The 17,984-nt window shown below is 74.3% G+C and carries 16 protein-coding genes and 2 pseudogenes; 12 read left to right on the forward strand and 6 right to left on the reverse strand.

Annotated elements, in window-relative coordinates:
• Positions 1-30: 30 nt before the first annotated feature.
• Positions 31-882: a DNRLRE domain-containing protein gene (locus DMB66_RS60865; RefSeq protein ID WP_199751877.1), complete on the reverse strand. Its 852-nt coding sequence runs from the start codon at positions 880-882 to the stop codon at positions 31-33.
• 252 nt (positions 883-1,134) lie between these two features.
• On the opposite strand from DMB66_RS60865, the gene DMB66_RS03535 reads away from it, so the two are divergent.
• Together DMB66_RS03535 and DMB66_RS03540 are read left to right on the forward strand one after the other, a co-directional pair.
• Positions 1,135-2,481 carry a dipeptidase gene (locus tag DMB66_RS03535; RefSeq protein WP_233624269.1) on the forward strand — a complete coding sequence of 449 codons (1,347 nt, stop codon included), beginning with the start codon at positions 1,135-1,137 and terminating at the stop codon, positions 2,479-2,481.
• Positions 2,482-2,616: 135 nt separating this feature from the next.
• Complete coding sequence (locus DMB66_RS03540) at positions 2,617-3,477, forward strand: polysaccharide deacetylase family protein (RefSeq protein ID WP_199751880.1); 861 nt, start codon at positions 2,617-2,619, stop codon at positions 3,475-3,477.
• Between the two features lie 208 nt (positions 3,478-3,685).
• Here DMB66_RS03540 and DMB66_RS03545 read toward each other — a convergent pair whose 3' ends face one another.
• Together DMB66_RS03545 and DMB66_RS60995 are read right to left on the reverse strand one after the other, a co-directional pair.
• Positions 3,686-4,411: a VOC family protein gene (locus DMB66_RS03545; RefSeq protein WP_233624270.1), complete on the reverse strand. Its 726-nt coding sequence runs from the start codon at positions 4,409-4,411 to the stop codon at positions 3,686-3,688.
• Positions 4,412-4,445: 34 nt separating this feature from the next.
• Positions 4,446-4,619 (reverse strand): hypothetical protein, encoded by a 174-nt coding sequence (locus DMB66_RS60995; RefSeq protein WP_158647133.1) that lies wholly within the window; start codon positions 4,617-4,619, stop codon positions 4,446-4,448.
• Between the two features lie 307 nt (positions 4,620-4,926).
• Between DMB66_RS60995 and DMB66_RS03550 the strand changes: the two genes are divergently transcribed.
• Positions 4,927-5,109, forward strand: coding sequence for a hypothetical protein (locus DMB66_RS03550; protein WP_125802537.1), 183 nt, complete (start codon positions 4,927-4,929; stop codon positions 5,107-5,109).
• Between the two features lie 83 nt (positions 5,110-5,192).
• On the opposite strand, the pseudogene DMB66_RS03555 reads toward DMB66_RS03550, so the two are convergent.
• Positions 5,193-5,937 (reverse strand): annotated as a pseudogene (locus DMB66_RS03555) (response regulator).
• Between the two features lie 24 nt (positions 5,938-5,961).
• The gene (locus tag DMB66_RS03560; protein ID WP_125802538.1) at positions 5,962-7,245 is read right to left on the reverse strand and encodes a sensor histidine kinase; all 1,284 of its coding nucleotides are present in this window, start codon (positions 7,243-7,245) and stop codon (positions 5,962-5,964) included.
• A 131-nt stretch (positions 7,246-7,376) separates the two neighbouring features.
• Here DMB66_RS03560 and DMB66_RS03565 point away from each other — a divergent pair, with 131 nt between their 5' ends.
• The 4 genes and pseudogenes from DMB66_RS03565 (at position 7,377) to DMB66_RS03580 (ending at position 11,602) form a co-directional block, all read left to right on the forward strand.
• Positions 7,377-8,276 carry an ABC transporter ATP-binding protein gene (locus DMB66_RS03565; protein WP_125802539.1) on the forward strand — a complete coding sequence of 300 codons (900 nt, stop codon included), beginning with the start codon at positions 7,377-7,379 and terminating at the stop codon, positions 8,274-8,276.
• Positions 8,273-9,074, forward strand: a pseudogene (locus DMB66_RS03570) (ABC transporter permease). The gene DMB66_RS03565 and the pseudogene DMB66_RS03570 overlap by 4 nt, the downstream one beginning before the upstream one ends.
• 34 nt (positions 9,075-9,108) lie before the next feature.
• Positions 9,109-9,375 (forward strand): hypothetical protein, encoded by a 267-nt coding sequence (locus DMB66_RS03575; RefSeq protein ID WP_125802540.1) that lies wholly within the window; start codon positions 9,109-9,111, stop codon positions 9,373-9,375.
• A gap of 85 nt (positions 9,376-9,460) precedes the next feature.
• A complete protein-coding gene (locus DMB66_RS03580; RefSeq protein WP_125802541.1) occupies positions 9,461-11,602 on the forward strand; it encodes an immune inhibitor A domain-containing protein in 2,142 nt (713 codons plus the stop codon).
• Here DMB66_RS03580 and DMB66_RS03585 read toward each other — a convergent pair.
• Entirely contained in the window at positions 11,575-12,390 is an 816-nt protein-coding gene (locus DMB66_RS03585) for a cyclase family protein (protein ID WP_233624273.1), read from the reverse strand. The genes DMB66_RS03580 and DMB66_RS03585 overlap by 28 nt on opposite strands.
• Before the next feature lie 160 nt (positions 12,391-12,550).
• Between DMB66_RS03585 and DMB66_RS03590 the strand changes: the two genes are divergently transcribed.
• From DMB66_RS03590 to DMB66_RS03610, 5 genes are all read left to right on the forward strand, one after another.
• Positions 12,551-13,105 (forward strand): uridine kinase, encoded by a 555-nt coding sequence (locus tag DMB66_RS03590; RefSeq protein WP_199751883.1) that lies wholly within the window; start codon positions 12,551-12,553, stop codon positions 13,103-13,105.
• 98 nt (positions 13,106-13,203) lie between these two features.
• Positions 13,204-13,896: a hypothetical protein gene (locus tag DMB66_RS03595; protein ID WP_125802542.1), complete on the forward strand. Its 693-nt coding sequence runs from the start codon at positions 13,204-13,206 to the stop codon at positions 13,894-13,896.
• A gap of 71 nt (positions 13,897-13,967) precedes the next feature.
• Positions 13,968-14,615, forward strand: coding sequence for a MerR family transcriptional regulator (locus DMB66_RS03600; RefSeq protein ID WP_233624292.1), 648 nt, complete (start codon positions 13,968-13,970; stop codon positions 14,613-14,615).
• A gap of 3 nt (positions 14,616-14,618) precedes the next feature.
• Positions 14,619-16,955: a VIT domain-containing protein gene (locus DMB66_RS03605; protein WP_125802544.1), complete on the forward strand. Its 2,337-nt coding sequence runs from the start codon at positions 14,619-14,621 to the stop codon at positions 16,953-16,955.
• 87 nt (positions 16,956-17,042) lie between these two features.
• Complete coding sequence (locus DMB66_RS03610; RefSeq protein WP_125802545.1) at positions 17,043-17,948, forward strand: RICIN domain-containing protein; 906 nt, start codon at positions 17,043-17,045, stop codon at positions 17,946-17,948.
• Positions 17,949-17,984: the final 36 nt, after the last annotated feature.

Genomic DNA, 17,984 nt, shown 5'->3' on the forward strand with positions numbered 1-17,984 from the left:
GACGGCACGAGCTTGGCGCCGGTGACGCAGTCACCCTTGGGCGGGTCGACGGGCGCGGGCTTGGTCGGGGCGGGCTGGGTGGTGGGCGGGGTGGTCGGGGGCGGGCGGGGCGGGCTGGGTGGTAGCGGGCGCGGTCGGGGCGGGCTGGGTCGGGGCGGGAGTGGTCGGGGCGGGAGTGGCCGGGGCGGCGGGGGTGGTGGGCGCAGGCGCCGGCGGCGGCATGTCCTCGTCCTCGATCGGCGTGGCCGGCGGCACCGCGGGGGCCGACTGACCCTTGCCGGTGGTCACCGTGAGCAGGGGGCCGCCCCACTTGCCCTCGGCGGAGCGCAGCCGGGTGACCGCGTTCGCCGCCGAGGACCGGATGGCGAACGAGTAGGTGCCCGGGCCGGTGACCGCGGCGCCGAGGTCGAAGGAGAGCTCCTCCGCGCCGGCCTTCGGGGTGACGGAGGCGACGACCGCACCGAGCGCGGGGGCGTTGCCGGAGGTGAGCTTCTGCTCCGTCCAGCCGTTGCCCGCCACCCGGCTCACCGTCACCTTGCCGGCGACGTCGCCGACGGTGATCAGCTTGAGGCGGGCGCCGGTGACCTGGGTCCCGGCCGGAACCAGGAACTTCAGGAAGCCGATCTTCGTGTCGCCGTCGAGGCGGCCGATCGCCAGCTTGTCCTCACCGCCGAAGGTGGCGTTCTTACGCCCGCTCGACACGTACGCGTCGTCGCTGGCGGCCAGCTTCAGCTCGGGAGCGGCGGCGGCCGCGGGCGCCGTGGCGACCATCGCGGTGCCGGCACCGGCCAGAACGGCGGCCAGGGCGGTCACTGACTTCTGCAGCTTGGTGCGACGCAATTCGATCTCCCCCGCGTTGCCGGCCGCGTCTCGGCCGGGCATGGAGAGAAGATTCCGGGGCGTACGGTGCGCGGATCGTGCCCATCCGGGTGCCACCCGGTTGCGAACGACCCGAACAGCGTGACTTGAGGATTCCGCGGGGCGGACTGTGCGCGATTCGACCCTTCCGTCCTATGCTCCGGGCCAGATGACCATCGCCCGTTCGGGCCCGGCCGTGGCCCCGCCGTCCGGTGGGACCGTTCGGCCGGGCCGAACGGACCGGGCCGTGGCCCGGGAGCCTGAGGAGCAGTGCCGTTGTCCGTCGTCGATCTCGCCCTGCGCGCCGCCCCCGTCATCGACGGGCACAACGACCTGCCGATGGCGTTGCGCGAGCGCGCCGGCTACCGCGTCGACGGCCTGGCCGCGGACCGGCCCGAGTTCCACACCGACCTCGCCCGGCTGCGCGCCGGCGGCGTCGGCGGGCAGTTCTGGTCCGTGTATGTGCCGTCCGACCTGCCCGAACCCGAGGCGGTGGCGGCGACCATGGAGCAGATCGACGCGGTATACCGGCTCGTCGCCGCCTATCCGCGGGAGCTGGCCATCGCGTACTCGGCGGACGACGTCGAGGCGGCGCAGCGCGGCGGGCGGATCGCCTCGCTGATCGGCATCGAGGGCGGGCACAGCCTGGCCACGTCGCTCGGGGTGCTGCGGTCCTTCGCGCGGCTCGGGGTGCGCTACGTGACGCTGACCCACAATCACAACACGTCGTGGGCGGACTCGGCGGCGGACGTACCCGGCGTCGGCGGGCTCGACGACGAGGGCCGGGCCATCGTCGCCGAGATGCAGCGCATCGGGGTGCTGGTCGACCTCTCCCACGTCGCCGCCACCACCATGCACGCGGCGCTGGAGGTGGCGACGGCGCCGGTGATCTTCAGCCACTCCTCGGCCCGGGCGGTCAACGACCACCCGCGTAACGCCGGCGACGACGTGCTGGTCAAGCTGCGCGACAACGGCGGCGTCTGCATGGTCACCTTCGTGCCACCGTTCGTCTCGGCGCAGGTCGCGGCCTGGACGGCGGCGGCCGACGCCGAGCGGCGACGGCTCGGCCTGCCCGCGGTGCCGGGCGGCTGGCCGAGCGCTCCCCGTCCGGGCCGCGACGCGGTGCCCGTGGCCCATACCTCCGGTGGATCGTTCGCCGCCGCACTACCCGGCGCCGCCACACCGCCGCCCGCGCCCTTCCAGGCCTGGCTGGCCGCGAACCCGCGGCCCGCGGCGACGATCGCGCAGGTGGCCGACCACGTGGAGCACGTGCGGACGGTCGCCGGGGTGGACCACGTCGGGCTGGGCGGCGACTATGACGGCTGTGACCCGCAGCCGGTCGGCCTGGAGGACGTGTCGGGCTATCCCCGGCTGCTCGCCGAGCTGGCCGGGCGCGGCTGGGGCCAGGCCGAGCTGGAGAAGCTGACCGGCCGCAACATCCTGCGCGTGCTCCGCGAAACCGAACAGCTGGCCCAGGAACCGCTCTGGCCCCTCTCCCCGCCCGGTGACACCGCCCGGCGACAGCGCCGGGCCGCGCCGCGCATCGTCACGCCCGGTGACAGCGCCCGGCCACGCCGCGCATCGTCACGCCGGGTGGTGGCGCCGACCGCCGGGCGCTCCTAGCACAGCGGCACCTCGGCCAAAGGGCCGAGCCGGCCGTAGTGGATCTCCGGCCCGCGCCGGATACCCGCCGGTAGGTACGCCGTAGACGCTCCCTGTGGCGCCGCGGTCCCGCGGTGCGGACACGGGGGATCAGTCATGGCAGCGCACATCCGGATCATGCGGCCCAGCCGCCGCGCCCTGCTCCGCGGCGGCCTGCTGGCCGTCGCCGGGGCGGGCCTGGGCGCGCTCGGCGCGAGCGAGCTACCGCGCTGGTGCGGGTGGGATCGGCCGCCGCTCGGCGGTGGCTACGCCGCGGCCGCGGACACGCCGGCCGCCGCCCGGCACGCCGCCGTGACGGCGCGGTACTACGTCGAGACCGACGAACCCGTGGTGGCGTTCACCTTCGACGACGGCCCGGGGCCGCGGTGGACACCGATGGTGCTGGACACGCTCGCGGAGGCCGGGGTGCCCGCCACGTTCTTCATGGTCGGGCGGCACCTGCGGGAGCACGCCGGGCTGGTCCGGGGCCGGCTGGGCCCGCACGAGGTCGGCAACCACTCCTGGTCGCACGACGACCTGGCCACCCTCGACCTGGCCGGGGTCACCGACGAGCTGGCCCGCACGCACGACGTGATCCGGGAGGTCACCGGGCGGGCGCCGACCCTGATGCGGCCGCCGTACGGACACCTGGGCGGCTCGACGCTGCTGGCCGCCGACTCGATGGGCTACGACATCGTGCTCTGGTCGCAGCAGATGCGCGAGCGCGCCTTCGCCGCCGATCCGGACGGGCAGGTCCGGGAGATCGTCGACGCGGTCCGCCCCGGCGACATCATCCTGGCCCACGACGTCGGACCGGACCGGCGGCTGGTGGCCCTGCGGCGGCTCGGCGCGATGATCGACGGGCTGCGCGCCCGCGGCTTCCGCTTCGCGACGGTCTCCCAGCTGGTGGGTGTGGGCGCGGAAACCGGGCGTATCCCGTCCGGCTCCGGCACGGCAGCCGGCGGCATCCGGCCGTGACGAGGCTACGACGTGACCGATGACGAGCCGGCGCGCGGGGCAGCCGATCCACTGATATCCAGACTTCCGCCAGACGCTCGCAGCAGCACGGCGACGGCGATCGCCCTCACAGCAGCGCGGCTACGGCGATCGCCCTCGCAGCAGCGCGGTGACGACGATCGCCCGATCTGCGGGCGATCGCCGGAGCCCGCGGCCGGCCCGGCGCTCGCTAGTCGCGGCCCTGCCACGTGGTCACGCAGACCTCGTTGCCCTCGGCGTCCGCCAGGATCCAGAAGGACGGCGCCCGGGCGTCGGACAGCAGGGTGCCGCCCGCCGCCAGGGCCGCCCGGATCCGCCCCGGCGCCTCGTCGTGCGGCACCGAGACGTCCAGGTGCAGGCGGTTGCGTTGCGGGCGCGGGCTGGACAGCTGCTGGAACCAGACCGCCGGGCCCTGGGCCAGCGGGTCCACGATCGGGTCCCGCGGGCCGCCGGCGCCGGGCTCGTCGGTGTAGCCGAGCACGGCCTTCCAGAACGGCCGGATCTCGGCGATGGACAGCGCGTCGACGGCGATCTCCAGGGTCTGCACCGTGCGCCACCCGCCGGCGTCCGGTTCGAGGGGCAGGCCCATCTCCGCGGCCGTGGTGGCGATCATGCGGGCGTGGGCCAGCTCCCGGGCGGTCAGCCCGGCCGCGTCCGGCGGGCGCAGGGTCAGTTCGAGTCTCCCGGGGCGCAGGTCGAGCAGCAGGCAACTGTCGGCGTCCTGGCCGCAGGCCCGGATCAGCTCGGTGGCGACCTCGGCGACCTGCCACATCGGACCCAGCCGGATCGACGTCCGCAGGCTGCCCAGCACGTACCGCCAGCCGAGCCCGCCGACCGCCTCGGACACAGCTGTCCCGCTGAGCACCGGGCCGGCTCCGCCCGGCACCACGCCGTCGTCCGTCATCTCCCCAGTCATCCCGGCATGATCTCATCCGGCCGGCGAATCCGGGTCATGCCGGCGCAACCCGGCTGGACCCGGTCTCGGTGCAGATGTGCGGCAGCGGATCCGCCGATAAGGTCAGCAGGGTGTCGTGCGCCTGCCAGACCGCGCCCATCCCGCCGCGTCCCAGCGGACAGGCCAACCGATAGCGATCGACGACCACCCTCGCCGCCCCATCGCTCATGCGACAACCTATCGGGACTCGGCCGACGATCGCAGCAGCGAGACCTACCGCGACTCTTTGCCGGATGTCCTTCGGCGAGCCCTTCCCGGGAAGGATTGACCGACCTGATCGGGCTTCTTGCTCGGGCCCCCCAAGGTGCGGGTTGTGTCCCGAGCGCTGATCGCGGCGTGCCAGTCCGCACTTTCTTGGCCGATTCGAGTGCGCCGGCAAAGCTACCGATCTTCTGCGGCTGTTAGCGTCGACGCATAGCCGAAACCCGATCAATGAATCTTGGTCGACCAGCCACGAAGTCCGGGAAGGAATCATCATGCGTACCAACCTCCGCCGCGCCGCGACCCTCCTGGTGACGGCTGCCGCCCTCGCTCTGGGCCCGGTCATCGTCACCTCCGCCCCGGTCGCCGCGGCTCCGGCCTGCCCGGCCGGCACGAACTGGGACGCGGTCCTCAAGGCCTGCGTGCGGAACGATCCGACGACAGCGCCGGCACCCTGATGGTGTGCTGAGCAGCCCGCCGAGGATGTGCACTGCGGCGGCCTTGGCCTTCTGCGCCACCTTTCTTGGCGATCCGGCGAGGGTTACGCCAGGCCGGCGTCGTGCACCAGGAGGGCGACCTGGACGCGGTTGTTCAGGCCGAGCTTGACCAACAAGCGCGACACGTGCGCCTTCACCGTGGCGACGCTCATGAACAGCTCACCCGCGATCTCCGCGTTGGCGCGGCCCTGCCCCAGCAGCATGGCCACCTCGCGCTCGCGCTCGCTGAGCTGCGCCAGCGCCGTCAGCGCGTGCTGGCGGCCGCCGTTCGCCTCGGGGGCGGCCACGTGCGCGATCAGCTGGCGGGTCACCGTCGGCGACAGCGTCGCCTCGCCGTTCGCCACCCGGCGCACCGCGTGCAGGATCTCCATCGGCGGGGTGTCCTTGAGCAGGAAGCCGCTGGCGCCCGCCCGCAGCGCGCGCAGCACGAACTCGTCGGCGTCGAAGGTGGTCAGCACGATGACCTCCGGCGCGCCCGCCCGCCGGCGCAGCGACTCGGTCGCGGTCAGACCGTCGACCCGGGGCATCCGGATGTCCATCAGCACCACGTCCGGGCGGTGGGTGGCCACCGCGGCGGGGACCTCGCTGCCGTCGGCGGCCTCGCCCACGACGTCGACGTCCTCGGCGCCGGAAAGGATCATCGTCAGGCCGGCCCGGACCAGGGCGTCGTCGTCGACGATCAGCACCCGCACCGGGCCGGTCACGGCGTCCCCGCCGACCGCGGCCACCGAAGCCAGGCGGAGACGGTGAACCCGCCGTCGACGCCACTCCCGGAGGCCGGCCAAGCAACCATCAGCACCCGCACCGGGCCGGTCACGGCGTCCCCGCCGACTGCGGCCACGGAAGCCAGGCGGAGACGGTGAACTCCCCGTCGGCGCCGCGGCCCGAGGTGAGGCGGCCGCCGGCCAGGGTGGCGCGCTCGGCGAGGCCGACCAGGCCGTTGCCGGTGCCGGGGATGGTCGGCAGCGGCCGGCTGCCGACCGGTGCCGGGTTGCGGATGTCGATGGTCAGGCCGGTGCCGGCCGCGCCGGCGACGCGGACCCGCACGGCCGTGCCGGGCGCGTGCTTGCGGGCGTTGGTGAGGCCCTCCTGCACGATCCGGTATGCCGCCCGCCCGGTGCCCGCCGGCAGCGGGGCCGACCCGTCGACGCTCAGGTCGAGGCGCACCTTGACCCCCGCGGCCCGGGACTCGTCGGCGAGCGCGGGCAGCTCGCGCAGGGTGGGCTGGGGGCGCTCGGGGGCGTCGTGGCCGGCGGGGTCGCGCAGCACGCCGATGACCTCGCGCAGGTCCTGCAGGGCCTGGTGGGCGCTGGCCCGGATCACTCCCGCGGCGCCCGCGACCTCGGCCGAGGCCGCCTCGGGATGGATCTCCAGGGCCCCCGCGTGCAGGCTGAGCAGCGAGATCCGGTGGGCGAGCACGTCGTGCATCTCGCGGGCGATACGGGTGCGTTCCATCGCGCGGGCCTGGGTGACGCGCAGCTGCTGCTCGGACTCGGCCCGCTCGGCCCGCTCGCGCAGCGACAGCACCAGCTGCCGGCGGGACCGCACCACCATGCCCCAGAGCATGATGATGGCCAGGAACAGGGTGCTCCAGGCCACCGACTCGACGACGCTCGTCCCGGCCTCGGGGCGCAGGTAGCAGAACGCCGCGTTGGCGCCTATCGAGCCGACGGCGACCAGCGTGATCACCTCGAAGCGCCGGTGCACCGCCACCGTGAACATGATGATCATGGTGGCGATCGCGGCGGCGACGGAGAAGACCCCGACCACCATCCCCAGCACGGCCAGCTGCACCGGGAACCGGCGGCGCCACCAGAGCGAGAGCGCGAGCCCGACCCCGACGACCAGATCCAGCCAGGCCAGCCAGGCCGGCGTGCCGGCCCACTGCGGCAGGAAGCCGGGGTGCGGCCGCAGCAGGTCGATGCCGGCGAGCAGGGCCCAGCCCATGCCGGCGGCGAAGCAGAGCGAATCGGCCACCCAGTCGCGCGTCGAGCGCCGGGCGCTCGGCTGGTCAGCCGGATCCCGCAGCTCCGCCGGCACCAGCCAGTGGTGTTCCAGCGGGCGGCGGCCTCCCCGTGACACCGTCAGCTCACCCATTGTCGTCATGGTACGGGCGGCCGGGCACCGGCCGATACCGACCAAAGTCGCAACCGGCGGTAGACCAAGGTTCGCGGGCGCCGACCGGCGGCCGACGCGGCGGGCCGGCCGGCGGCGGCACGCTGAACGGCATGATCACGGTCGAACATCTGAGCAAACGGTACGGGAGCCACCCGGTCGTCGACGACGTGTCGTTCACCTGCGGGCCCGGCACGGTGACCGGCTTCCTCGGCCCGAACGGCGCGGGCAAGTCCACCACGATGCGGATGATCTGCGGGCTGACCCCGCCCACCTCGGGCACCGCCACCGTCGACGGGCAGCCGTACCGGCGGCTGGGAAACCCGGGGCGGCGGATCGGGGTGTTGCTGGACGCGTCCGCGCAGCACGCCGGCCGTACCGGGCGTGAGGTGCTGACCCTGGCGGCGCTGACCATGGGCGTCGACAAGAGCCGGGTCGAGCAGAGCCTGGACCGGGTCGGCCTGAACAGCACGGCGGCCAAGCGGCGGGTCAAGGCGTACTCGCTGGGCATGCGGCAACGGCTCGGGCTCGCGTACGCGATGCTGGGCGATCCCGGCATCCTGATCCTGGACGAGCCGGCGAACGGCCTCGACCCGGAGGGCATCTACTGGATGCGCGGGCTGCTGCGGGACTTCGCGGACGCGGGCGGCACCGTGCTGCTCTCCTCGCACCTGCTGCGGGAGGTCGAGGCGGTCGCGGACAAGCTCGTCGTCATCGGCGGCGGCCGGGTCGTGGCCCAGGGCGACAAGGCCGAGCTGCTGGCCGCGTCGGGCACGGTGGTGCGGGCGCTCGACATGGGCGCCCTGGAGGTGGTGCTGCGGCGCAGCGGCCTGCCCGGCACGAGGACGACCGACGGGGGCGTCGTCGTGCAGGCGGACGCGGAGACCATCGGGCGGGCGGCGGCCGACGCGGGCCTGGTCCTGCTGGAGCTGCGCCCGGCCGGCAGCGGCGGGCTCGAGCAGATGTTCCTGACCCTGACCGCCGGTGACTCGGTGAAGGAGGCCGTCCGATGACCGCCCTGCGGACAGCGCCGACCTCGGCGCCCGGTGTTGCTCCTGAGGCACCCGTTAGCCGTACCGGAATACCGCTTTTCCGGCTCACCCTGGTCGAGCTGCGCAAGCTGGCCGACACCCGGTCGGGTCTGTGGTTGTTGATCGTGATCGGGCTGGCCGCGGCCGGCACGGCCGCGATCATGCTCGCCGCCGCGCCCGACGCCGAGCAGACCTTCGCGGGCCTGTTCGCCTTCGGGCGTGGTGCCGGCCTCCGTGCTGCTGCCGGTGCTCGGCATCCTGTCGATGACCAGCGAGTGGTCGCAGCGCACGGCGCTGACCACCTTCTCGCTGAGCCCGGCGCGGGGCCGGGTGATCACGGCGAAGCTGATCGCGGCCGTGCTGATCGCCGTGGCGACCACGGCCGCGGCGGCCGCGCTCTCCGCGATCGGCAATCTGATCGCCATCGGTACGGGCGGCGACGGCAGCTGGCACCTCGACGCGGCCCTGGTCGGCCAGCTGCTGGTCAACCAGGTGGTGTTCGTGCTGATGGGCTCGGCGTTCGGCGCGCTGCTGATGAACTCGCCGCTGGCCATCGTGCTGTACTTCGCCATCCCGACGGTCTGGTCGGTGCTCGGCGAGATGGTGAAGTGGCTGCACACGGCCGCCGGCTGGATCGACATCAACATGACCTCGGTGCCGCTGAGCGAGCCGGGGATGACCGGCGACCAGTGGGCCCGCTTCGGGGTGGCGGCGCTGGTCTGGGTGGCGCTGCCGCTGGCCCTCGGCACGGTACGGGTGCTGCGGCGCGAGGTCTCCTGAGGCGTTCCGTCCGGCCGGGCGATAGGGTCGATCCATGCCGATCGGTCCCCAGCCGCCCGGCCGGCGGGGCACCGTCGGCGAGCCCTACAGCGCGCTGAATCTGCGCCTGGTGCTGGCCGCCTTCGGCTTCGTGGTCTGCACGGTGCTGGCCGTCGTGCTGCTGCGGGCGGGCTGGACGGTGCCCGGCTGGCTGCTGGCCGCGTGGGCGCTGGTCGCCGTCGTCGACCTGGTGGTGGTGCAGTTGCGGCGGCGGGCCCGGCGGCGGTCCGGCGGTGGCCGGGACTTTTCGCTGTTCGAGTAGCCCGCGTCTTGCCCCTTTTGACCGGTTAAGCCGGGTAGCGTCGCCTTCGTGCGCGCCCCACCGGCGCGGCGCCGAAGGGAGTCCCATGGCCCGCCTCCGTTTCGCCGCGGTCGCCCTGCTGATCCTGCCGCTGTTGCCGCTCGCCCGCCCGGCGGCCGCGGCCCCGGCGGCACCTGTGGTTCCGCCCGCCGCCGACATCCGTTCGCCTGCCTCCGATGTCCGTTCGCCTGCCTCCGATGTCCGGGAGCTGACCCGCAAGCACCTCGATGTCTCCGGGCTCGGGGCGCGCCCCCGGGCCACCGAGCGCAGGGCCCGCGCCGCCGCCGCGCCCACCCCGGCGATCGGCACGGTCCGGGAGTGGCTGGCGCTGGACGACGTCAAGGGCAGCCTCTACCGCAAGGACTTCACGCTGCGCGGGGTCGGCGCGCACATCGAGGTCTGGGTGGCCGGCGACGTCGCCTTCCCGGCCGGCGACTGCCGGCCCGCCGCGTCGACCACGGTCACCGACCGGCAGATCGGCGACCTGATCCGCGAGTTCGACGAGACGATCTATCCGCGGGAGACCGCCGCGTTCAGCGTCCCGCGCGACCGCGACGGCACCGACCCGGTGCTGACCGGGGGCGACTACGCCGGCGCCGGCGACAAGACCGTGACCCTGGTCGACAACGTGCGCGACGACAACTACTTCACCTTCCCGAAGGCGCCTACCTACATCGCCGGCTTCTTCTCCGCGCAGCTCAACGAGCTGGTCGACCGCAACGTCATGACGATCGACGCCTACGACTGGGCGCACCGCTCCGGAGCCGCGCCGCCGGACGAGCCGACCGCCGACCTGTGCAGCAGCCGGCCCGCCCGGCCCCGGATGTACGAGGGCACCTTCGCCCACGAGTGGCAGCACCTGCTGCAGTCGTACACCGACCCCGGCGAGGAGGTCTGGGTCAACGAGGGCCTGTCCGACTACGCGCAGACCCTGGTCGGCTACGTCGACGGCACCGCCACCGTGCACCACCCGGGCGCCGACAGCCACCTGGTCTGCTTCCAGGGCTTCGGGCTGGTCCGCACCCCCTTCAACACCAATCCGCGCGACTGCGGCGGCCCGCAGAACTCGCTGAACATGTGGGAGGAGGGCGCCCCCGCCGAGGTGCTCGCCGACTACGGCAACGCCTACCAGTTCCTGCTCTACCTGCGGGACCGCTTCGGCCCCGCGGTGCTGGAGCGGCTGCACCGCGACGGCCGGCAGCAGGGGCTGGCCGGGGTGGCCGCGGCGCTGGGCCCCGGCGTCGACCTGTCCGGGGTGATCCACGACTTCCAGACGATGACCCTGGTGGACAAGATCGTCGGCGACAGCCCGGACGGGGTCATGGCCGGCGTGCCGCGCCGGCGGGTGACCTCGGCGAGCGTGCGGTCGACCGTCAACCTGGCGAACCCGGCCTCCTTCGACTATCCGGGAGCCGCCCCGAACGGCGCCGACTACGTGCGGCTGCGCGACGCCGGCGGCAAGTTTCTGCGCGGTGCCGACCTGACCGCCGTGCGGTTCAGCGGCGCGAAGACGCTGCCGGCCCGGCCCCTGCAGTGGACGGTGCGGGACGGTGCGTTGTTCTCCGGCGACACCGGCGGCCTCGACGCGGCGGCGGTCGTCGCGGTGCGGGTGCCGGCCGAGGACCCGGTGCTGCGGCTGCGGGCGAATTACACCACCGAGATGGGGTACGACTACGGCTACGTGACCGTGTCCACCGACGGCGGGCGCACCTACACGGCGACAGCCGGGGACCACACCGTCGCGGCGCCGCTCGGTCCCGCGCTCAGCGGCAGCTCCCAGGGCTTCGAGGCGCAGAGCTACGACCTGAGGGCGTACGCGGGCAAGAGCGTCCTGCTCGGCTTCCGCTATGTCACCGACAGCTCGGTCAACGAGGGTGGCTGGCTGATCGACGACGTGACCGTCGGCGGCCTCACCGTCAGCGACGGCAGCACGCTGACCGGCTTCCGCTCGCCGACCCAGATCGTGCCGGTCGGGGTGCACGACTGGCACGTGCGGCTGGTCGGGCTGGACGAGCGGGGCCGGCGGGCCCGGCAGGTCACCCTCGCCGGGTACGCCGCCCTGCGCGACTACCCCAAGGTGGTCGCGATCGTCGCCTACGACGAGCCGACCGGGCAGGTCACCCAGTACGCGCCGTACGCGCTGACGGTCAACGGCGTCGTTCAGCCCGGCGGGGGCAGCACCCCGTAGATCAGCGCGGTCGAGCCCGAGCCGGCCTTGTTGATGTGCCCGCCACACAGGACGTACGCCCCGGTGGCGGGCAGGGCGCCGAGGTTGGCGAGGATCTCCAGGCTGATCCGGTGCCGCTGGTAGACCAGCAGCGAGACGGCGTACGTGGTGTCGGTGCCGAGGTCGGGGCTGAAGGTGTCGGTGCCGGTGCCGCCGCGGTGCCCCAGCCGGCCGGTGTCGACCAGCCACTGCACCGCCTCGAGGCTGAAGCCGGGCTGGTGCATGACCCCGTCCGCGTCGGTGTTGAAGTACGCGTCCGTGCCCCAGCGCGACTCCCAGCCGGTCCAGAGGATCACCATGGACTCCTCGGGGATCCGCCCGTGCCGGCGCTCCCAGGCCTTGAGGTCCCGCACGGACAGCGCGAAGTCGGCGTCGCGGGCGCACTGCCGCCGGACGTCGATCTTGACGGCGGGCAGGAACAGGTCGGCCATGTCGAGGTCGTCGGCCAGGGCGGCGCCCGCGTTGAAGTGCCCGGGCGCGCCCCAGTGCGTGCCGGTGTGCTCGCCCTCGCGGACGAACTGCAGGTAGAAGCCGTCCTGCTCGACGGTGGCGATGGTCTCCAGCTCGAACGGCGGGTCGCCGGGGTAGACGTTGGTGGTCGCCGGATCGTTGACGTGCGACAGGCTGATCAGGTCGAGCGCGAGCCGGGGCCGGCCACCGGCCTGCGCCGGCCCGCCGCTCAGTGCCCCCGCCAACCCGGCACCCGCCAATCCGGCCGCAGCCGCACCCATCATCGCCCGTCGTCGCATGCGCACCCCGCCCCGGTCATCCTGCCCGATCAAGCCGTGCGCGTTCTTGCTATCGCGTCACCACGTTCGGTGTCAACGCGGATGCGGTGGGCAATCAAGGGTGATGAGACGGTGGCGGGTCGCGACAGCGGACGAGATACGGACACGGGTGCGGCGGGCGGTGGGCGAACCCGCCGGCCGGCCGCCGATCCTCGCGGTGGACGGGCGCAGCGCCAGCGGGAAGTCCACGTTCGCCGCCCGGCTGGCCGGGATGTGGGCCGGGGCGACCCTGCTGCACACCGACGACATCGCCTGGCGGCAGGCCGTGCTGGACTGGGCGGCGCTGCTCACCGAGGGCGTGCTGGCACCCGTGCGCGAGGGGCGATCGGTGTCGTACCGGCCGCCGCAGTGGGATGCCGGCGGCCGGGCCGGGGCGATCGAGGTGCCCGCGGACAGCACACTGGTGATCGTGGAGGGGGTCGGCGCGGGCCGCCGGGAACTGGCGCCGGTGCTGGACGCGGTGGTCTGGGTGGAGTCGCCGGAGTATGACATCGACCGGCGCGACGCCGAGCGGGTCGCGGCGGGTGAGACCACACCGGACGACTACGCCGCCTGGATGGCCGAGGAGCGCCCGTTCGTCGAGGCCGAGCGGACCTGGGAGCGGGCCGCGTTCGTGGTCGCCGGGTGGCCCGCCCTGCCGCACGACCCAAGCACCGAGTTCGTCATCTCGAGTTAGCCCGAGTTTCGTAAGGAGGCCGGGCCAGGACAGCCATTCGGTCAGGCGACGCGAACTGTTCGGTTACCGGGTTCCGGGATATCCGCAAACTTACGATCATGACAACACCGACAACGGGGGTTGCCATGGAATCGACGGGCGCTGGACAGCGGAACGACAAGAGCCGGGAATGGTCGGTGCCCCGGCAGGAGCGGCGGTATGGAAATGCCGCCAAGCGGCTGCCCGACGGCTTCGGCCATCGGCCGGACGCGGGACCGCCAGCGAGCCTGCCCCGGCGGGCCGTCACCCGGCCGGCCCTTCCGGCGATCATCGGGGCGGTCGAGGAAATGCGGGAGAGGCTGCCGCGGATCGGCGTCGGCGGGCTTTATCAGCAATTCCGCTGCCGGGGCGGGAGATGGGCCCTGGTCACCCGCGAGGATGTGCGTGTCGCGCTCGCCGGAATCGAATGCGCGGCCCGCCGGGAATTCCTTTACCCGAGCGCGGCCGGTGCATTCCGGCGGCCGGCACCGCGCACGCCGCACGGCTCGTGGCCGCTGTTCCGGCAGGCGGTGGCCGACCTGCGCGAACGGGGCGCCGACGTGGCGGGGATCGTCCGGTCGCTGCGCGAGGAGGGCTGGCAGCGGGTGGGTCACGACGACGTGGCCGGGGCGCTGCGCCGGATCAAGGCAGCGAACGCGCCGCGGCACTTCCTGCCGGGACGGCCGCTGCCCGCGCCGCGCCAGGCCGGGCCGGGCATCTGCCCATCCTGCGGAGTACGGATCACCGACCTGGGCCTGTGCCGCTGCTCCTGATCCCCGTCCGGGCCCGGCACCGCATTTGACAGTGTCACGTTGACAGTGTCATGGTGGTGGGCGTGTGGACGATGGACGAGTTGGTGGACCGGGTGCGCCAGGCGCTGGCGGCCGAATATCCCGGTGCGCCCAACGGCCGGGTGCGCGACGTGCCCGACCGCCGGGCCATCCGGTGGTATACAACGACCGGGCTGGTGGACCGGCCGGCCGGGATGCGCGGGCGCACGGCCCTCTACGGGCCGCGGCACCTGCTGCAGCTGGTGGCGGTCAAGCGGCGCCAGGCGCAGGGACACTCGCTCGCCGCGATCCAGGCCGAGCTGGCCGGTGCCAGCGACGCCGACCTGGCGATCGCCGCCCGCGTGCCGGAAGGGCTGCTGACGGTCACCGACGACGCCGCGCCGGCGGACGGCCCGGTGCGGTCCCGCTTCTGGGCGACCGCGACCGCGACCGCGACGGCACCGCCCGCCGCGACGGCGACAGCCCTGGACGTCCCCGCGGGGTCGCCGCGGGGGGTCGCCGATCCGGCGACGCCGCGGCCCGAGAGCGCGACGGCACGCCCGGTGGGTGGCGTCGCGCTGGGCGGGGGCGCGATCCTGGTGCTTCCGGTACGCCCGGACGCCGCCGACTGTGCCGCCATCGCCACCGCCGCCCGACCCCTGCTGGACCTGCTCGCCGCCCGCGGCCTGCTGGCCGGCGACACCCTCGTCGATGGGAGCTAGGCCATGACCATTTCCGTCACGCCGATGGATCGCTCGGAGCTCAGCCGCGTCCGCATCCTGCCCGACGCCGGCCTCGGCGCGCTGCACACCGACCGCGGCAACCTGCCGCTGGACCGCCTCGACGTGCGGGCGGCGATCAGCGGCCTGGTCGCCCGCACGACGGTCACCGCCGAATACGTCAACGCGCACGACACCCCGCTCGAGGCGACGTACATCTTCCCGCTGCCGGACCGCGCCGCGGTGACCGGCATGACGATGACCGCCGACGGCCGCACCGTCGAGGCCGAGCTGCAGGAGCGGGCCCAGGCCCGGCAGGCCTACGACCGGGCGATCGAGGCCGGGCAGCGCGCCTCCATCGCCGAGGAGGAACGCCCGGACGTCTTCACCATGCGGGTCGGCAACATCCTGCCCGGCGAGCGGGTCACCATCGCGTTGTCGCTGGTGGGGCCGCTGCCCTGGGAGGACGGCGCGGCGACCTTCCGGTTCCCGCTGGTGGTCGCGCCACGATACGTGCCCGGTGTGCCGCTGCCCGGCCCGGCGGTCGGCTCCGGTCAGGCGCAGGACACCGACGCGGTGCCGGACGCCTCCCGGATCACTCCCCCGGTGCTGCTCCCCGGCTTCCCGAACCCGCTGCGGCTCAGCGTCGGCGTCGACATCGACCCGGCCGGGCTGGCGCTGGGCGAGATCCGGTCCAGCCTGCACACCGTGACCGGCGAGGGCGGCCAGGTACGGATCGCGCCCGGCGAGCGCGCGGACCGGGACTTCATCCTCCGCCTGCCGTACGCGGGCGACGGCTCCGGCGCGGTGTGCGTGCCCGACGAGTCCGGCGACGGGCCAGAGGGCACCTACCAGGTGGTGCTGGTGCCGCCGGACGCCGCCGCCTCGGGCGGCCGGGGCAAGGACGTCGTGCTGCTGCTGGACCGCTCGGGCAGCATGGGCGGCTGGAAGATGGTCGCCGCCCGCCGGGCCGCCGCCCGGGTCGTCGACACGCTGACCACCGCGGACCGGTTCGCGGTGGTGACCTTCGACCATCAGCTCGACCGGCCCGAGGAGCTCGGCAAGGGCCTGTCGGAGGCGACCGACCGCAACCGCTTCCGCGCGGTCGAGCACCTGTCCCGCGCCGACGCGCGCGGCGGGACCGAGTTGCTCAGCCCGCTGCGGGAGGGCCTCAGCCTGCTCGCCGACTCGGGCGCCCGGGACCGGGTGCTGGTGCTGGTCACCGACGGCCAGGTCGGCAACGAGGACCAGATCCTGGCCGAGATCACCCCGCTGATCGGCGCCACCCGGGTGCACACCGTGGGCATCGACCGGGCCGTCAACCTGGGCTTCCTGGGCCGGCTCGCCGCGCTCGGCGCGGGCCGCTGCGAGCTGGTGGAGAGCGAGGACCGCCTCGACGAGGCGATGGAGCAGATCCACCGCCGGATCGCCGCGCCGGTGCTCACCGACGTGCGGATCACCGCCGACGGCTTCGCCGTCGAGCCGGCCGCCCCGCGGACCGTGTTCCCGGGGGTGCCGCTGGTGGTCTTCGGCCGCTACACCGGCACGGCGGGGGGCACGCTGACGGTGCGTGGCCGCACCCCCGACGACGAGGACTTCGTCCGGCGGATCCCGGTGCGTGACAGCGCCGAGCCGGCGGTCACCGCGCAGTGGGCCCGGGCCCGGCTGCGCGAGCTCGAGGACCGCTATCTGTCCGGCCGCACCGAGCTGGAGCAGACCATCGTGGCCACCTCGCTGCGGTACGGGGTGCTGTGCCGGTTCACCGCGTACGTCGCGGTGGACAGCCGGGTGGTGACCGAGAACGGCGAGGTCCGCCGGGTCACCCAGCCGGTGGAGTCGCCGTCCGGCTGGGAGATGTTCGACGCGCCGAGCGCGCCGGGGATGGTGCTGGCCTCGATGGCGGCGCCGCTCCCGCCGCCCGCCGCCGCGCCCCGGCTGGGTGGTTTCGCGCCGGCGCGGGCCGCGGCCACGGGCTCCGGTCCGAGGCCGTTCGCCCAGGTGCCGGCCGGTCTCCAGGCCGCGAGCCGGAACCGCGCGATGGCGGCGCCGGCCAGTTCGCCGCTGACGCTCGCCGATCTGCGGGCGATCGTCACGGTGGAGGCCACCCGGCTGCGCGAGGCCGAGGGACGCTCCGCACTGGAGCGCCGGGACCTGCTGGCCGACCTGGCGAGCCGGCTCGGCGCGCTGCTGGAGGGGCGCGAGGATGCCGAGCTCGAGGGCCTGCGCCGGCTGGTCGAGCGGCTCAAGGCCGACGGCGGCCTGCCGGAGAAGTGGGCGCTGGCCCGCGAGACTCTGGAGGGTTTCGCGCCGGCGACCGAACGCAAGGCCTTCTGGAAGCGCTGACGGCGGCGGATCACCGGCGAGACTGACGGTGGTCGATCGGGGTACGGTGCAGGTCGATCTTTTCGTGGCGACAGTCGATGGGACACGATGACCGACCGGGACGACGACGGCGACCCGCTGCTGGTCCGGCCGTACCTGCTGGGTGAGCCGGACAGCGCGGCGCCGCCCGCCTCCACGCAGACCTGGCCGGAGGCGGCGGCGGAGCCCGCCGCCGCGCCGGATTCGCCGGACGCGACCGTCCCGATCCGGCTGCCCGCTCCCCCGCCACGCGGGCGGCTCCGCCGCCGCCCGCTGGTGCTGCTGGTCGCCGCGGCGCTGACGCTGGCACTGGTCGGCGCCGCCGCGCTGGCGGCGTCGCTGCTGCCCGAGCCGCGCACGCCGAGCGCCCTGCCGATCGACGGTCCGCTGCCCAGCCTGGCGGCGCCGGCCCCGGCGCCGGCCAGCACGGCCGCGACGACCGGCGCGGCACGGACGGCCACCGCGGCGACGACCCGGCCCCAGGCCGCGGGCAGCCAGCCGGCGACGTCGGCACCGACGACGAGACCGACGACCGCCGGCCCGAGCGCCGTGCCGGCCACGACGACCGCCAGCCCGGCCGCTGACCAGCTGATCCCGCCGGCGGCGGACCGGGTCGGCCGGATCCACGGCAACGGCGACCTCTGCCTCGATCTCAACGGCGCGCTGGCCGTCGACGGCACCCAGATCCAGGTCTACACCTGCAACGACACCGCCGCTCAGCGCTGGACGGTGGCGGCCGACGGCACGCTGCGGATCGTCGGCAAGTGCGCCGCGGCGGCCGACGACGGCGCTGTCCGCCTCGCGGGTTGCGACGGCCGCCGCGCCGAGCAGTGGCGGGCCGGGCCGGACGACAGTCTGGTCAATCTCGCCACCGACGGCTGCCTGACCGACCCGAGCACCGGCACCCAGTCCGGCGCCGCCGTCCGGATCGAGGAGTGCGCCGCGGCGGAAAGGCAGCGCTGGAAGCTGCCCTGACGAAATGGCGCCACCCCTGAGCCACATTGGCGCCAT

Source organism: Actinoplanes sp. ATCC 53533, from assembly GCF_003947245.1.

Bases quoted from the DNA above. Each gene is read 5' to 3' on its own strand.
- DMB66_RS60865 (WP_199751877.1), bottom strand. From the start codon at position 882: ATGCCCGGCCGAGACGCGGCCGGCAACGCGGGGGAGATCGAATTGCGT.
- DMB66_RS03540 (WP_199751880.1), top strand. From the start codon at position 2,617: ATGGCAGCGCACATCCGGATCATGCGGCCCAGCCGCCGCGCCCTGCTC.
- DMB66_RS03545 (WP_233624270.1), bottom strand. From the start codon at position 4,411: ATGACTGGGGAGATGACGGACGACGGCGTGGTGCCGGGCGGAGCCGGC.
- DMB66_RS60995 (WP_158647133.1), bottom strand. From the start codon at position 4,619: ATGAGCGATGGGGCGGCGAGGGTGGTCGTCGATCGCTATCGGTTGGCC.
- DMB66_RS03550 (WP_125802537.1), top strand. From the start codon at position 4,927: ATGCGTACCAACCTCCGCCGCGCCGCGACCCTCCTGGTGACGGCTGCC.
- DMB66_RS03560 (WP_125802538.1), bottom strand. From the start codon at position 7,245: ATGGGTGAGCTGACGGTGTCACGGGGAGGCCGCCGCCCGCTGGAACAC.
- DMB66_RS03565 (WP_125802539.1), top strand. From the start codon at position 7,377: ATGATCACGGTCGAACATCTGAGCAAACGGTACGGGAGCCACCCGGTC.
- DMB66_RS03575 (WP_125802540.1), top strand. From the start codon at position 9,109: ATGCCGATCGGTCCCCAGCCGCCCGGCCGGCGGGGCACCGTCGGCGAG.
- DMB66_RS03580 (WP_125802541.1), top strand. From the start codon at position 9,461: ATGGCCCGCCTCCGTTTCGCCGCGGTCGCCCTGCTGATCCTGCCGCTG.
- DMB66_RS03585 (WP_233624273.1), bottom strand. From the start codon at position 12,390: ATGCGACGACGGGCGATGATGGGTGCGGCTGCGGCCGGATTGGCGGGT.
- DMB66_RS03595 (WP_125802542.1), top strand. From the start codon at position 13,204: ATGACAACACCGACAACGGGGGTTGCCATGGAATCGACGGGCGCTGGA.
- DMB66_RS03600 (WP_233624292.1), top strand. From the start codon at position 13,968: ATGGACGAGTTGGTGGACCGGGTGCGCCAGGCGCTGGCGGCCGAATAT.
- DMB66_RS03605 (WP_125802544.1), top strand. From the start codon at position 14,619: ATGACCATTTCCGTCACGCCGATGGATCGCTCGGAGCTCAGCCGCGTC.
- DMB66_RS03610 (WP_125802545.1), top strand. From the start codon at position 17,043: ATGACCGACCGGGACGACGACGGCGACCCGCTGCTGGTCCGGCCGTAC.